15 protein-coding genes are annotated in these 14,395 nt (G+C 73.7%); 5 read left to right on the plus strand and 10 right to left on the minus strand.

Annotation, left to right across the window (positions count from 1 at the left end):
• Window positions 1-110 precede the first annotated feature (110 nt).
• Window positions 111-806 carry a response regulator transcription factor gene (locus ACFVU9_RS28610; protein ID WP_031069385.1) on the minus strand — a complete coding sequence of 232 codons (696 nt, stop codon included), beginning with the start codon at window positions 804-806 and terminating at the stop codon, window positions 111-113.
• Window positions 803-2,326, minus strand: coding sequence for a sensor histidine kinase (locus ACFVU9_RS28615; protein WP_380447090.1), 1,524 nt, complete (start codon window positions 2,324-2,326; stop codon window positions 803-805). The genes ACFVU9_RS28610 and ACFVU9_RS28615 overlap by 4 nt, the downstream gene beginning before the upstream one ends.
• 305 nt (window positions 2,327-2,631) lie before the next feature.
• Here ACFVU9_RS28615 and phoU point away from each other — a divergent pair, with 305 nt between their 5' ends.
• The gene (gene phoU, locus ACFVU9_RS28620; protein WP_380447092.1) at window positions 2,632-3,312 is read left to right on the plus strand and encodes a phosphate signaling complex protein PhoU; all 681 of its coding nucleotides are present in this window, start codon (window positions 2,632-2,634) and stop codon (window positions 3,310-3,312) included.
• Between the two features lie 183 nt (window positions 3,313-3,495).
• Entirely contained in the window at window positions 3,496-3,675 is a 180-nt protein-coding gene (locus ACFVU9_RS28625; RefSeq protein ID WP_380447094.1) for a hypothetical protein, read from the plus strand.
• A gap of 139 nt (window positions 3,676-3,814) precedes the next feature.
• Here ACFVU9_RS28625 and ACFVU9_RS28630 read toward each other — a convergent pair whose 3' ends face one another.
• Together ACFVU9_RS28630 and ACFVU9_RS28635 are read right to left on the minus strand one after the other, a co-directional pair.
• Window positions 3,815-4,405, minus strand: a complete 591-nt coding sequence (locus ACFVU9_RS28630; protein WP_380447096.1) for a lytic polysaccharide monooxygenase — start codon at window positions 4,403-4,405, stop codon at window positions 3,815-3,817.
• 274 nt (window positions 4,406-4,679) lie between these two features.
• Window positions 4,680-5,438: a phosphoglyceromutase gene (locus ACFVU9_RS28635; protein WP_380447098.1), complete on the minus strand. Its 759-nt coding sequence runs from the start codon at window positions 5,436-5,438 to the stop codon at window positions 4,680-4,682.
• Between the two features lie 148 nt (window positions 5,439-5,586).
• Here ACFVU9_RS28635 and ACFVU9_RS28640 point away from each other — a divergent pair, with 148 nt between their 5' ends.
• Window positions 5,587-6,939, plus strand: coding sequence for an MDR family MFS transporter (locus ACFVU9_RS28640; protein WP_387598205.1), 1,353 nt, complete (start codon window positions 5,587-5,589; stop codon window positions 6,937-6,939).
• Between the two features lie 20 nt (window positions 6,940-6,959).
• Here ACFVU9_RS28640 and ACFVU9_RS28645 read toward each other — a convergent pair whose 3' ends face one another.
• Window positions 6,960-7,472, minus strand: a complete 513-nt coding sequence (locus tag ACFVU9_RS28645; RefSeq protein ID WP_387598208.1) for a YbjN domain-containing protein — start codon at window positions 7,470-7,472, stop codon at window positions 6,960-6,962.
• 160 nt (window positions 7,473-7,632) lie between these two features.
• Entirely contained in the window at window positions 7,633-9,006 is a 1,374-nt protein-coding gene (gene mshA, locus ACFVU9_RS28650) for a D-inositol-3-phosphate glycosyltransferase (RefSeq protein ID WP_380509483.1), read from the minus strand.
• A 297-nt stretch (window positions 9,007-9,303) separates the two neighbouring features.
• On the opposite strand from mshA, the gene ACFVU9_RS28655 reads away from it, so the two are divergent.
• Window positions 9,304-10,134: a class I SAM-dependent methyltransferase gene (locus ACFVU9_RS28655; protein ID WP_380447106.1), complete on the plus strand. Its 831-nt coding sequence runs from the start codon at window positions 9,304-9,306 to the stop codon at window positions 10,132-10,134.
• 215 nt (window positions 10,135-10,349) lie between these two features.
• On the opposite strand, the gene ACFVU9_RS28660 is transcribed toward ACFVU9_RS28655, so the two are convergent.
• Window positions 10,350-10,907, minus strand: coding sequence for an O-acetyl-ADP-ribose deacetylase (locus ACFVU9_RS28660; protein WP_387598216.1), 558 nt, complete (start codon window positions 10,905-10,907; stop codon window positions 10,350-10,352).
• 239 nt (window positions 10,908-11,146) lie between these two features.
• Here ACFVU9_RS28660 and ACFVU9_RS28665 point away from each other — a divergent pair, with 239 nt between their 5' ends.
• Entirely contained in the window at window positions 11,147-12,619 is a 1,473-nt protein-coding gene (locus ACFVU9_RS28665) for a PP2C family protein-serine/threonine phosphatase (RefSeq protein WP_380447108.1), read from the plus strand.
• 101 nt (window positions 12,620-12,720) lie between these two features.
• Here the strand turns inward: ACFVU9_RS28665 and ACFVU9_RS28670 are convergent, their stop codons facing one another.
• From ACFVU9_RS28670 to ACFVU9_RS28680, 3 genes are all read right to left on the minus strand, one after another.
• Window positions 12,721-13,077, minus strand: a complete 357-nt coding sequence (locus ACFVU9_RS28670) for a DUF2516 family protein (protein WP_380447110.1) — start codon at window positions 13,075-13,077, stop codon at window positions 12,721-12,723.
• 118 nt (window positions 13,078-13,195) lie between these two features.
• On the minus strand, window positions 13,196-13,735 hold the full coding sequence (locus ACFVU9_RS28675) for a hypothetical protein (RefSeq protein WP_387598213.1): 540 nt from the start codon (window positions 13,733-13,735) through the stop codon (window positions 13,196-13,198).
• Between the two features lie 22 nt (window positions 13,736-13,757).
• Window positions 13,758-14,207 (minus strand): helix-turn-helix domain-containing protein, encoded by a 450-nt coding sequence (locus tag ACFVU9_RS28680; RefSeq protein WP_380447114.1) that lies wholly within the window; start codon window positions 14,205-14,207, stop codon window positions 13,758-13,760.
• Between the last annotated feature and the right edge of the window lie 188 nt (window positions 14,208-14,395).

Genomic DNA, 14,395 nt, shown 5'->3' on the forward strand with positions numbered 1-14,395 from the left:
CTCCACACGCTCCACACCGCCCCCGGCGGGCCCGCACGGGCCTGCCGGGGGCGACGCGAAGGCCCCCTCCGGCGAGTGCCGGCGGGGGCCTTCCGCGTGTCCGTGCCGGTTTACGGCTCGAACTTGTAGCCCAGGCCGCGGACCGTGACCAGGTAGCGCGGCGCGCCCGGGTCCGGCTCGATCTTGGCGCGCAGGCGCTTCACGTGGACGTCGAGGGTCTTGGTGTCGCCGACGTAGTCCGCGCCCCACACCCGGTCGATCAGCTGCATGCGGGTGAGCACCCGGCCCGCGTTGCGCAGCAGCATCTCCAGCAGGTCGAACTCCTTCAGCGGCAGGTCGACCTTGGCGCCGTCCACCGTCACCACGTGCCGGTCGACGTCCATCCGGACCGGACCGGCCTCCAGGGCGCCCGGGCCGCCGCCGTTGTCGCCCGCGCCGCCGTCCTCGCCGCGGCGGCGCAGCACCGCGCGGATGCGGGCGACCAGCTCACGGGTGGAGTAGGGCTTGGTGACGTAGTCGTCCGCACCTATTTCCAGACCGACGACCTTGTCGATCTCGCTGTCCTTGGCGGTCACCATGATCACCGGGACGTTGGAGCGCACGCGGAGCTGGCGGCAGACCTCGGTGCCCGGCAGGCCCGGCAGCATCAGGTCGAGCAGGACGAGGTCGGCGCCGTTGCGTTCGAACTGCTCCAGCGCGTCGGGGCCGGTGGCGGCGACGGCCACCTCGAAGCCCTCCTTGCGGAGCATGTACGAGAGGGCGTCGCTGAACGACTCCTCGTCCTCGACCACCAGTACTCGGGTCACGATCGGGCCTCCGGGGCAAGCTGGGTTGTCTTTGACAGGGGTTCTTCCCGCTCCCCGGCGGGGAGCGAACGGCCCGGGCGGGCCGTGGTGGCCGCGCGGTCCGGAGTGAGGGTTCGGGGTGCCGCGGCGGGCTCGGCGCGGGCGCCGGGGTCACCGCCCACGGCGGGTTCGTCGTCGCCGGCGTGGCCGGCTGCGGCGTCGGTGTCTTCGGTGTCTTCGGGGTCGTCGAAGCCTTCGAGGTCGTCGAGGTCGTCGAGGTCGTCGGCGTCCTCGACCACCCGGGCGGTCTCCAGGTCCTCGGCGGTGGGCGCCTGGCCGGCGGGCAGGCGGATGGTGAAGGTCGAGCCCTGGCCCTCGACGCTCCACACGGAGACGGTACCGCCGTGCGAGGCGGCGACGTGCTTGACGATCGACAGGCCCAGGCCGGTTCCGCCGGTGGCCCGGGAGCGGGCCGGGTCGACGCGGTAGAAGCGTTCGAAGACCCGCTCGCGGTCCTTCTCGGAGATGCCGATGCCCTGGTCGGTGACCGAGATCTCGATCAGCTCGCCGTCCGCCTCGCCGAGCGCCGCGGCGCTGGAGATCCGGCGGGTGGCGATGGCCACCCGGGTGCGGGGCGGGCTGTAGTTGACCGCGTTCTCGACCAGGTTGCCGAGCGCGGCGGCGAGCTGGCCGCGGTTGCCGTGCAGGTAGAGGCCCGCGATGCCGCCGGCGGCGATCAGGATCTGCTTGGCGGCGGCCTGCTGGCGGCAGCGGTCGATCGCCTCGGCGATCAGCTCGTCCACCGCGACCGGCTCCGGGTCGACCATCAGCCGGTCGTCCTGGACCCGGGACAGGTCGATGATCTCCTGGACCAGGCTGGCCAGCCGGGTGGCCTCGATCTGCATGCGGCCGGCGAAGCGCTGGACGGCCTCCGGGTCGTCGGCCGCGTCCGCGACCGCCTCGGAGAGCAGGGACAGGGCGCCGACCGGGGTCTTGAGCTCGTGGCTGACGTTGGCCACGAAGTCCCGGCGGACGGCCTCCACCCGGCGGCGGTCGGTCTGGTCCTCGACCAGGACCAGCACCAGCCGGGAGCCCAGCGGGGCGACCCGGACCGAGACCGCGAGCGGCTCGGCGGCGCGGGCCGCACCGGGGCGCGGCACCTCCAGTTCGACCTGGCGGATCTCGCCGTCCCGGCGGGTGGCGCGGGCGAGGGAGAGCATCGGGTCGACGGCGACGGCACCGCCGCGGACCAGGCCCATCGCGTACGCCGCCGAGCTGGCCTTGACCACCTCGTCGGCCTCGCCGAGCACGATCGCGCAGGAGCGCAGCACCGACAGCACGGTGTCCACGCCCGGCGGGAGCGGGGGCTCCTGGGCGGCGGCACCCAGAACCTGGTGCCGGCCGTAGTTCCTGCCACTGGTGCCGCTGTACTTCCCCTTGGCCTGCTCGCGCTCGCTCCAACGGAAGGCGATCGAGGCCGTGAGGCCGACGCCGAGCCCGGCTATGGCGCAGGCAGCGGCGGCGGCCACGTTCACGTCCATGTGGCCAGCGTAAGCGTACGTACTCGGCGTTCCCCAAGGGTCGGATCAAGGCATCGACCTGCTGTTGCCGAGAATTCACCTCCACGTAGCTGCCGATTCACCGCACCGGCCGGACGTGGTCGCCCAAACGGCACAGAGTTGGCCGTGCAGCCCGTGTGGGAGTGGGTGGCGTGCCGAACCGGGGGCGCCGCCCCGAGGGTGCGCGTACCATTCGCGCACCAGCAGCGGTCGCCCGGACGCCGGCTCGACGGTCGTACGGGATGACCGGTCGGCACCGCCACCGACACAGCTACTGAGGAGAGAGCATGCGCGACGCGTACCACGAGGAACTCGATGCGATCGGCGACAGCCTGGTCGAGATGGCCCGGCTGGTCGGCTCCGCCCTGGGCCGGGCGACCACCGCACTCCTCGACGCGGACCTCGCACTGGCGGAGAGCGTGATCGCGGCCGACGAGAAGGTCAACGAGCTCCACCACGACCTGGAGAACCGCGCGATCGACCTGCTCGCCCGGCAGCAGCCGGTCGCGACCGACCTGCGCATCGTGGTCACCTCGCTGCGGATGAGCTCGGACCTGGAGCGCTGCGGCGACCTCGCCCGGCACGTCGCCAAGGTCGCGCGGATGCGCTACCCCGACTCGGCGGTGCCCGGCGACCTGCAGTCCACCGTCCTGGAGATGGGCCAGCTCGCCCAGCGCCTGGTGGCCAAGGCCGGCCTGGTGATCGCCACCAAGGACGTCGACAAGGCCCTGGAGATGGAGCAGGACGACGACGCCATCGACACGCTGCACCGCGAGCTCCTGTCCCACCTGATCGACGACCGCTGGGCCCACGGCATCGAGACCGCCGTCGACATCACCCTGGTCGGCCGCTACTACGAGCGCTTCGCGGACCACGCCGTGTCCGTCGCCAAGCGCGTCGTGTACCTGGTGACGGGCGAGCACGTGGCGGACTTCGTCGCGTCCTCGGAGGCCTCGGCCGCGGAGTGAGCCGCGTTCGGGAGCGGTCGGGCTCACCCCGTGGGGTGACTAAACCTCGGGCGAGGGTGGTGCGGGCGCACGGACTCCCGGGCGGCCCACCACTGCGCGCCCGTTGACGCTCCCTCCGAACGGCGGCTTCACTCGAAGCCGTAGGCACCGGAAGTGTGCCCGTCACAAGGAGGGTTCAGCACGATGAAGGCCAACCCGACCCGACCGGCGCCGGCACACGACACCGTCGAACCGATCCCCGCGAAGCTGCTGCCCGTCCTCGCGGCCGGCTGCGGCTGCGGCCCCGGGTGCGGCTGCGGCTGCCAGTCCGGCGCGCCCTGCCAGTGCGGCGGCGCGTCCGGCGGCTGCTGCGGCGGCCACTGAGGAGGCACCGGGGCGCCCGGCCGCTCATGCGAGGCGGCCGGGCGCTTTCGGCCGTCCGGTTCCGGTGCGGTGCCGACCGGTGTGGTGCGGACCAGTGCAGTGCGGACCGGTGCAGTGCCGACCGGCGTGGCGCCGACCGTCAGAACTGGACGTCGGTGCAGGAGTAGAAGGCGTTGCCGGTGTCGGCGATGTCCCAGACCGCGACGACCACCTGGTGGCCGGTCCGGTCACCGGGCAGGGTCGCGGTGTGGCTGACGCTCTGCGGCACCTGGGAGCCGTCGTAGGGGACGGTGAGGAACGGCGTCAGGTCCAGGTCGGCGCGGGTGACCGGCCGGCTCGGGTCGTACCCCTGCCTGGTCAGGTAGTACTCGAAGCCCGAGGTCGCGTGCCGGGCGGTGAAGCTCCAGGTGAAGGTGAGGCTCTGCCCCGCCGTCACCTGCGTGGTCGGCCAGGCACCGCCGTGCGGGTCGTCCAGTTCGGCGAAGCGCCCGTTGCCGCCGGCGCAGATGGTGCCGTCGGCCGGCCCGTCGGACGGGAAGCCCTTCGGCCCCTCGACGCTCTGCGGCTCCCACTGGATCTCGCCGCAGTCCCACGGGACCCCGCCCGCGCCGCAGAGCGCGGCCCTGCTCGGGGGCGTGGAGATGTAGCCGTGCGACTGCGCCGGCAGCGCGAAGGTGAGCGGGATCGCCAGGGCGGCGACGGCCGCCCCGACGAGATGACGTTTGCGCATGGTGCTCCTCCGTGGGGGTGGATGGAGAGTGCGCCGAGCGCAGGCGCGCGCGTGGGGGTGCGCGGCCGGACGGGGAATCCTTGGCATGCCTGCGCCAGCCCGATGCCCACACGGTAGGAGCGCCCACCCGCGCCCGTCAATGGTCTGAACCACTTTCGGTCGGCCCACCGGTTCCCGTGAACTCCCTTGCACGGCAAGATGGTTGAATGGCGGGCGAACAGCGAGCGGCCCCGCCCCCGGCGAACCGGGAGACGGGGCCGCATCGGCAAGGGGGTTACTTCTTGCCCTGGTTCTTGACCGCCTCGATGGCGGCCGCGGCAGCCTCCGGGTCGAGGTAGCGGCCACCCGGGTTCAGGGGCTTGAAGTCGGCGTCGAGCTCGTAGACGAGCGGGATGCCGGTCGGGATGTTCAGGCCGGCGATGGCGTCGTCGGAGATGCCGTCGAGGTGCTTGACCAGCGCGCGCAGGCTGTTGCCGTGGGCGGTGACCAGGACGGTCTTGCCGGCGGCGAGGTCCGGGACGATCGCGTCGTACCAGTACGGGAGCATCCGGTCGACGACGTCCTTGAGGCACTCGGTGCGCGGGCGCAGCTCGCTCGGGATGTCGGCGTAGCGGGCGTCGCCGGCCTGCGAGTACTCGTCGTCGTCGGACAGGACCGGCGGCGGGGTGTCGTACGAGCGGCGCCAGAGCTGGAACTGCTCCTCGCCGAACTCCGCCAGGGTCTGGGCCTTGTCCTTGCCCTGGAGCGCGCCGTAGTGGCGCTCGTTCAGGCGCCAGCTGCGGCTGACCGGGATCCAGTGGCGGTCGGCCTTGTCCAGGGCGATCTGCGAGGTGCGGATCGCGCGGCGCAGCAGCGAGGTGTGCAGCACGTCGGGCAGCAGACCCTCGGCGGCCAGGAGCTCGCCGCCGCGGGCGGCCTCCTTCTCGCCCTTCTCGTTGAGGTCGACGTCGACCCAACCGGTGAACAGGTTCTTCTGGTTCCACTGGCTCTCGCCGTGGCGGAGCAGGATGAGTCGGTACGTCGTGTCAGCCATGGCGCCCAGCTTAGTGGAGCTCCGAAAACCCCTGGCCGGGACCTTTGTCCATGAGTAATGTGTGCATCGCACTTCTGACACTTACACCTTTCGGCTGAGCGGACCTGCCCGTGCCGCTCGCCGGACGCCTGCCTCCGGGAGTCCCCACATGCCCGTCGCACCGCCCGTCCCTGCCCGGATCCGGAGAGTCGTCCGGGAGACGACGGGCGGACTGCCACGGCAGTTCTGGTGGCTCTGGACCTCGACGCTGATCAACAAGCTCGGCGCCTTCGTGGTCACCTTCCTCGCCCTCTACCTGACCACCGAGCGGGGCTACTCGGACTCCTACGCGGGTCTGGTGGCCTCGCTGTTCGGCCTCGGCTCGGCGATCGCCGCGATCGGCGCGGGCGTGCTGACCGACCGGATCGGCCGTCGGCCGACGCTGGTCGCCGCGCAGCTCGGCACGGCGCTGTTCACGGCCGTGCTCGGCTTCGCGGACGGGCCGGTGGCGATCGCGGTGGTGGCGTTCCTGGTGGGGCTGTGCAACAACGCCACCAGGCCCGCCACCTCGGCGATCATCGCCGACCTCGTCCCGGCCGAGGACCGGATCCGGGCCTACTCGCTGAACTTCTGGGCGATCAACATCGGCTTCGGCCTCTCCGCCGCCGCGGCCGGCCTGATCGCCACCCACGGCTACCTCACGTTGTTCCTGCTGGACGCGTTCAGCACGCTGATCTGCGCCGTGGTGATCTTCGTCCGCATCCCGGAGACGAAGCCGGCGATGACGGCCGCCGAGGCGAAGGAGCCGGCGGTCGGGCTCGGCACCGTGTTCCGGGACGGCCGCTTCATGTCGGCCGTCGGGCTGACCCTCGTGCTCGCGCTGATCTTCCAGCAGGGCAGCACCACCCTGGCCGTCGACATGGGCCACGCGGGCATCACGTCCACCGAGTACGGGCTGGTCATCGGCCTCAACGGGCTGCTGATCGTGGTCCTGCAGATCCCGCTCACCCGGTGGATGGAGGGCCGCTCGCGGACCCGGCTGCTCATCGCCAGCTGCCTGCTCACCGGCTGGGGCTTCGGCCTCGCGGCCCTGGCCGGGTCGTCCGCCTGGGTCTTCGCGGGTTCCGTCGCGGTCTGGACGATCGGCGAGATCCTCAACGCGCCGACGATGATGAGCCTCGTCTCCGAGCTCGCGCCGACCCACGCGCGCGGCCGCTACCAGGGCGTCTACTCGCTCTCCTGGGCGCTCGCGTCGTTCCTCGGCCCGGGGGCCGGCGGCGTGCTGCTGGACCGGGCCGGACCGGCGGTGCTGTGGGGGGTGTGCGCGGTCCTCGGCAGCGCCGCGGCGCTCGGGTACGTGGTGCTGGGGCGCCGGACGGGCGGCACGGCGGGCCGGGCGCCCCGGGCGGAGAACGTCACGGAGGTCCCGGCCGCCGCGCCCGCCGAGGCCACCGGGGCGGCCGGAGGCGCCGGAGTCGTAGGGGCGGCGGCCGAGGCCGCGAAGGCTCCTGCGGGCGCCTGAGGCCCGCCGCGGAGGCCGGGTCAGTCGGCCTTCGGGGCGGCCAGGTGGGCGAAGGCGGCCAGGTTGCGGGTGGACTCCCCGCGCTTGGTCCGCCACTCCCACTCCCGCCGGATCGCCGAGGCGAAGCCCAGCTCCAGCAGGGTGTTGAACGGCTCGTCGGCGTTCTCCAGCACCGTCCCGAGCAGCCGGTCGACGGTGTCCGGGGTGAGCGACTCCAGCGGGAGGCGGCCCGCCAGGTAGACGTCGCCGAGCGCGTCCATCGCGTAGGCGACGCCGTAGAGGCGGGTGTTGCGCTCCAGCAGCCACCGGTAGACGGCCTCGTGGTTCTCGTCCGGGCGGCGGATCACGAAGGCGTTGACCGACAGCGTGTGGTCGCCGACCCGCAGGGCGCAGGTGGTGTTCAGCTTGCGGGTGCCCGGGAGGGTCGCCACCAGCGTGTACGGGTCGGCGGCGGCCGGCTCCCAGGCCACGCCGGCCTCGTCCAGGGCGGTGCGCAGGAGGGTCAGGGCCTCGTCCTTGGTGCGGGTTGCCATGGGGGTGACGTTACTCGGCGGTACGGGCGGTGCGCAGCAGGCGGTGCCCAGCGGTCGGTGCGCAGCAGGCGGTGCCCAGCGGTCGGTGCGCAGCAGGTGGCGTGCAGCAGGCGGGGGTCCTGCGGTGCCGGGGCCTCGCCCCTGGCGGGGGCGGGCCGTGTCAGGCCAGTCGGCGGCGGGCCGTGGTGAGGCGGCCGGCCGGGCGGGCCAGCGTGCCGGCGTACACCTCGGCGGTGGTCGACGCGGCCGTGTCCCAGCCGAAGCCGGACGCGTGCCGGGCCGCCGCCGCGCCCCGCCGCTCGACCAGGCCGGCGTCCGTGACGTACGGCTCCAGCGCGCGCGACCAGTCCCGCGGGTCGTGGCCGTGGACCAGCGTGCCCGTCTCTCCGTCGCGCACCGCGACCGGCAGGCCGCCGACCGCGGCGGCCACCACCGGCGTGCCGCAGGCCTGGGCCTCCAGCGCGACCAGCCCGAAGGACTCGCTGTAGGACGGCATCACGAGGGCCGTCGCCGCCCGGTACCAGTCCGCGAGCTGTGCCTGGCCGACCGGCGGGTGGAACCGGACCACGTCGCAGATGCCCAGCTGCGCGGCGAGCTTGTGCAGGCTCTCCGGCCGGGCGAGCCCACTGCCGGACGGTCCGCCGACCACCGGGACGACCAGCCGCTCGCGCAGGGCCGGGAGGCGTTCGACCAGTTCGGCGACGGCGCGCAGCAGCACGTCCGGCGCCTTCAGCGGCTGGATCCGGCCGGCGAAGAGCAGCACGGCGGCGTCCTGCGGCAGGCCCAGCCGGGCCCGCGCGGCCGCCCGCGCCCGCGGCCCGTCGGGCCGGAAGACGTCGAGGTTGACGCCGGGGTGGACGACGGCGAGCTGGTCCGGGCGAGCCGCGTAGTGCCGGGCCAGCTCGGCGGCCTCCTCGGTGGTGTTCGCGATCAGCCGGTCGGCGGCCTCGACCACCTGGGTCTCGCCGATCACCCGGGCCGCGGGTTCGGGAGTGTCGCCCTCGGCCAGGGCGGCGTTCTTCACCTTCGCCATGGTGTGCATGGTGTGCACCAGCGGCACGCCCCAGCGCTGGGCGGCCAGCCAGCCGACCTGCCCGGAGAGCCAGTAGTGCGAGTGCACGAGGTCGTAGTGGCCGGGGCGGTGGCCCGCCTCCGTCCGCAGCACGCCGTGGGTGAAGGCGCACAGCTGGGCCGGCAGGTCCTCCTTGATCAGGCCCTCGTACGGCCCGGCGGTGACGTGCCGCACCAGGACGCCGGGGGCCAGCTCGACGGTGGGGGCGTCGTCCGAGCAGGTCGCCCGGGTGAACACCTCGACCTCGACGTCGAGCGCGGCGAGGCGCTTGGCAAGCTCGACGATGTAGACGTTCATCCCGCCCGCGTCGCCGGTGCCGGGCTGGTGCAGCGGCGAGGTGTGCACGCTGAGCATGGCTATCCGGCGGGGGCGGCGGCGGCCCGTGACCAACGACTGGAGACGACCGCGCGCGGGCGCGGCCGGCTGGGCGCGGCGTACCGAACGGACGGGGTGCTGGATCACCTGGCTGAAGCCTCCTCTGTGCGGCCCGTCTCCGGCGGCCCGCATCCGGCCCGCCTGCTGTCCGGTGTGCGCTGCCCCGTCCGGGCCCACACATCACCACCAGTGTGCCAACCACTCGGATGATGCCCGGCATTCCCGGATCGCCGACCTGATCACCGACCGGTCCCTGGATTGGCCGCCGACCGGTCCCTGGATTGGCCGCCAGCCGGTCCCCGGACGGACCGCCGGCCGGGTCCATGGACGGACAACGGTGCAGGTGGCAGGGGTCGGGCCGGGCCCCTCGGTACCCTTCTGGACATGGCCGCCTCCTTCGACCCCTCGCCCCCGTCCGCCCGCGGACGCAGCGGGCGGCCGGTCGGGACGGTCACCCGGGGCACCACCAACACCAACCGGCTCCGACGGATGGACCGCTGGATCGCCCACGCCCTCGGCCGCGCGCTGCGCTCCGCCGACCGGCCGCCGGTCGCCGTCGACCTCGGCTACGGCGCCGCCCCCTGGACCGCCGTCGAACTGGCCGGACGGCTGCGCGCGGTGCGGCCGGACGTCCGGGTGGTCGGGATCGAGATCGAGCCGGAGCGGGTCGCCGCGGCCCTGCCGTACGCCGCCCCGCCGCTGCTCACCTTCCGGCGCGGCGGCTTCGAGGTGCCGCTCGACGGCGGCGCGCCGGCCCAGCTGATCCGGGCCGCCAACGTCCTGCGGCAGTACGACGAGTCGGCGGTGGGCGCGGTGTGGGAGCGGCTCTGCGCGCGGCTGGCGCCGGACGGGCTGCTCGTCGAGGGCACCTGCGACGAGATCGGGCGGCGGCACGTCTGGGTCGCGCTCGGCCCGGAGGGCCCGCGGACGGTGACCTTCGCGGCCCGGCTGGGCGGCCTGGAACGGCCTTCCGACCTGGCCGAGCGGCTGCCGAAGGCGCTCATCCACCACAACGTGCCGGGCCGGCCGGTGCACCGGTTCCTCGCCGACTTCGACCGGGCCTGGGCGGCCGCGGCGCCGTACGGGGCGTTCGGGGCGCGCCAGCGCTGGGTGGCCGCGTGCACGGCCCTGGCGGGCGACTGGCCGCTGGTGGACGCGCGCGGGCGGTGGCGGCAGGGCGAGGTCACGGTGCCCTGGACGGCGCTCGCGCCGTAGCGGGGCGTTGGGCGGGGACGTCGGGGCGGTGCGGCGGGGAGGTCGGGGCGGTGCGGCGGGGTGCGGCGTCCGGACACCGGCGGCAACACCCGCGTTTCACTCGAACGAGTTATCGAATTCCTCTGGCGCGTTGACGCCCCGTCACGCCACGATGGAGGTCACCGGGCGGCGCCCACACCGCCGCCCGCCCGCAGCACGTCCGCCGCACGTCCCGCTCAGCCGTCCGACCGCAGCTCCGCCCACGCCCGTTCGAACACGCCGTACATCTCCGCCCCGAACAGCACGAACCGCACCTCGTCCAGCCCCGCCCCGGCCCGCTCGTCGCCGCCGCCCACCGCCTCGGCGACGGTGGAGAGCGCGATCCGGGCCGCGTCGGCCGGCGGCCACCCGTAGATCCCGGCCGACACCGCCGGGAAGGCCATCGTGCGCGCGCCCAGCTCCGCCGCCGTCCGCAGCGACTCGCGATAGCAGGAGGCCAGCAGCCCCGCCCGCTCCTCGTAATCCTCCGCCCGGTACACCGGCCCGACGGTGTGCACCACCCACCGCGCCGGCAGCCGGCCGGCCGTCGTCGCCACCGCCCGCCCGGTGGGCAGCCCCTTGCCCCAGTGCGAGGCCCGCAGCCGCCGGCACTCCTCCAGGACCTGCGGCCCGCCCTTGCGGTGGATCGCGCCGTCCACCCCGCCGCCGCCCAGCAGCGAGGAGTTCGCGGCGTTCACCACCGCGTCCACCTGCTGCTCCGTGATGTCACCCTCGACCAGGGTGATCCGCGTCACCATGATGTTGCCCCCTTCTCCGCCCGCCCCGGCACCCGCCGGGGCCGGGCCCGAGTCGCCGTCCGAGTCCGATCACCACACCGCCACCGGCGTGGCAATAGCCACAACGGCCCCGGCGGGCCAGAGAAATCCCCGGAGATCACGTTATGGTCGCGAGAAGTTCCCCGCCGCAGGGTGCCACGCGGGCACTGCGGACGGACGCCGGCCGTTACGCACTCGGGGAAAGGGAGGAATCACCGATGCCCGCAACGGGAGACGGGCGGGCACGAGGTGCCGCGGACCTGTCGGACGCCCTCGACGGCGCCCTCCCGCGCCGTGCCCGCATCCACCCCGTCCCGGTCGGCCCGCTCACGGACGCTCCCCCGATACCTCACCCCCGATCGCGGGCCGCAAACCCGTCGGCGGCCGGCGAAGGTGACGCCGCGGCCGGCGGCGCCCCGCTCAAGCTGCTGGTCATCGAGGACGATGCCTCCGACGCCCAGCTGATCAAGGCCGCGGTCGCCGACAGCGGCACCGCCATCGAGGTGCACTGGGCCCGCGGCCTGGAGCAGGCCACCGGCCTGCTCGCCCCGCCGCCCACCGGCGCCCGGCGCGGCCGCCCGCGCGGCACCGAGTTCAGCTGCGTCCTGCTCGACCTCGCCGCGCCCTCCGACCTGCCCCACCCCTCCGACTCCTCCGACGGGCTGGAAGGCCTCCACGAACTCCTCCGCCGGGCCCCGCACACCGCCGTCGTCGTGCTCACCGACGCGGCCGGCGCCGAACTGGGCGCCGCCGCGGTCGCCGCCGGCGCCCAGGACTTCCTGATCAAGCACGAGACGGACGGCCCGCTGCTCGCCCGCGCCCTGCGCTACGCCGTCGAACGCAAGCGCGCCGACGAGTCCCAGCGCCGCCTGGTCGAGGCCGAACTGCGCGGCCAGGAGAACGCCCGCCTCCAGCGCCACCTCCTGCCCACCCCGCTGCTCGACGGCGCCGGCCTCTCCTTCACCCGCCGCTACCGCCCCGGCCGCCGCCGCGCCCTGCTCGGCGGCGACTTCTACGACGCCGTCCGCACCGACGACGGCACCATCCACGTCGTGATCGGTGACGTCTGCGGCCACGGCCCGGACGAAGCCGCGCTCGGCGTCGCGCTCCGCATAGCGTGGCGCACCCTCGTCTTCGCGGGCCTCACCGGCGAGGCCCTGCTCACCACCCTCCAGCACGTCCTCGAACACGAGCGGCGCAGCGACGAGATCTTCGCGACGCTCTGCATGCTCGTCATCGAGCCCGGCGGCGAGTGCGGCGACCTCGACGCGCTCGGCGCCTGCGAACGGGCCCGCCTCTATCTCGCCGGACACCCGGCGCCCCTCCTGCTCGGCGCCGACCACCAGCCGCTGACCCTGCCCTCCGACCTCGCCGGGCCCGCGCTCGGGCTGCTGCCGTGCGACGACGGCGAGGCCGCCTGGCCCGCTCACGAGATCGAACTCCGGCCCGGCTGGCGGCTGTTGCTCTACACCGACGGACTCATCGAGGGCCGGGTCGGGGCCGGGTCCCGACGCCTCGGCCAGGACGGTCTCGCCGACCTGGTCGGCGACCACCAGTCCGCCGGGCTCACCCGCGGCCGGCTGGTCGACAGCGCGATCGCCGAGGTCGAGGAGCTGAACGGTGGCGCGCTGACGGATGACGTCGCGGTGCTGTTGCTGGAGCGGAACCCGGTGCAGCTCATCCTGGGGTGAGCTCCGGGGCACTGCTTGAGCTGGTGCACGAAAAACGGTGCTGCCCTGGGAGGCGTTTTGTGAGCCTCTCCCGGGCAGCACCGCTTTCTTTCTGCGCTTTGTTACCAGGGTCCGTACGGCCCCATGTTGCTCCGGCCGCCACCGCCCCGGCCGCCGCGGTTGGTCAGCTCCCGGATCGCCGGGCGCACGTCCACCATGTAGACGATCGACGCCACCAGCCCGGCGAGCGTCCCGATGCCGGTGAAGAAGTTCACGCCGAACAACAGGTCCCAGCCGAACGCGATCCCCAGGATCGCCAGCCAGAAGCCCTTGGTCTTCTTGTCCGCGGCCCGGTAGGCGTCCTCCCGGCGGGACGCGCCGTCGATCAGGGCGAACAGCTTGAAGCCCAGGATGGCGACGGACATCCACCAGATCGGGTTCAGATAGGACAGGCCCAGAACCTGGTTCACTCCGCCCATGGCGGTCTCCTCTGTCTCTCGGCTCCGGTGTGCGGGCCGCCGTCCATCCTGGCACGGCGACCGTCCGCCAAGCCGTCAACGTTCCGCGGTCGGTGGATGTGCCCCGTTCGGTGGCGCTTCACTCTCCTCGGGGAGCGTCCTTGCGGGTGCGGGAGGTCTTCTTCGGCGCGGGCTCGGCTGCGGCTGCGGCTGCGGCTGCGGCATCGTCCTCGATGACCTCGGCGTCGATCACCGCGGGCTCGGTCGGCTCGGCCGGCTCGGCCGGCTCGGTCTGGGAGCCCGGGCGGGTGCGCTCGACCACGACCTTGCCGCGCTCGGCGAGCTCGTCGTACGTCTCCTTCGCCTTGACCGCCAGCTCGACCGCCCGGCCGACCTGCTGGATGGCGAAGTCCTGGGCCCGCTCCTGCAGCGCCTTGAAGTCCGTGGGCAGCGTGGTGACCGTCTCGGCGACCTTGGCCTGCGCCTCGGCGAGCTTCGCCTGCGCCTCCTGCAGCCGGGCACCGGCCATCTCCTGCGCGCCCTTGCGGTCCGCGGCCAGCGCCTCGACCTTGCCCGGCACCTCGCGCAGCTTCTCGTAGGCGAGGTCACCGGCGCCGGCGAGGGCGTACAGCGGGGTCGGGTCGGTGAGGGTCTTCTTGAGCTCGTCGGTGATCGGCATGACCGGTCCTCCCGGTGGGTGTCTAGGCGGCTGGGCCGTCGGTCGTCGGTTGTGCGGGTGTCGTCGGCTGTGCGGGTGTCGTCGAAGTGCCGCTGTTGGTGCCGGCCTCGGCTGCCGGGTCCCGGCGGGCGGCGTTCTCCTTCAGGAAGGCTTCGTAGACCGCCAGCAGCGCCTGCTTCTGCTGCTCGTTGATCAGCGGATCGGCGAGGATCGAGGCCCTCAGCTCCAGGCCCTCGTCCCGCCGCTCCTCCAGGATCCCGGCCTGGACGTACAGCGTCTCGGCCGAGATCCGCAGCGCCTTCGCGATCTGCTGGAGGATCTCCGCGCTCGGCTTGCGCAACCCTCGCTCGATCTGGCTGAGGTACGGGTTGGACACGCCGGCGGCCTCCGCCAGCTGGCGCAGCGAGTACTGCGCGTTGCGGCGTTGCTCGCGGATGTACTCGCCGAGCGAGCCGACGTTCAGTGAGGCCATGTCCACAGGGTGCAACATGGCGCTTGCAAATGCAAGCAGGGTGCTAGCTGGAGCAAACGTGGGGGCCGCTGCGCGGGGCTTGGGGTGCGGGGTGGGCTTTCGGGTGGGTGGGGGGTGCCGGGGGTGGCTCCGGGGGTGGCCGCTCCGGGGGCTGGATGATTTTCCGACTGCCGACTCTGTGGGTGGGG

The sequence above is a fragment of the Kitasatospora sp. NPDC057936 genome, from assembly GCF_042887525.1.
Taxonomy (GTDB): Bacteria; Actinomycetota; Actinomycetes; order Streptomycetales; family Streptomycetaceae; genus Kitasatospora.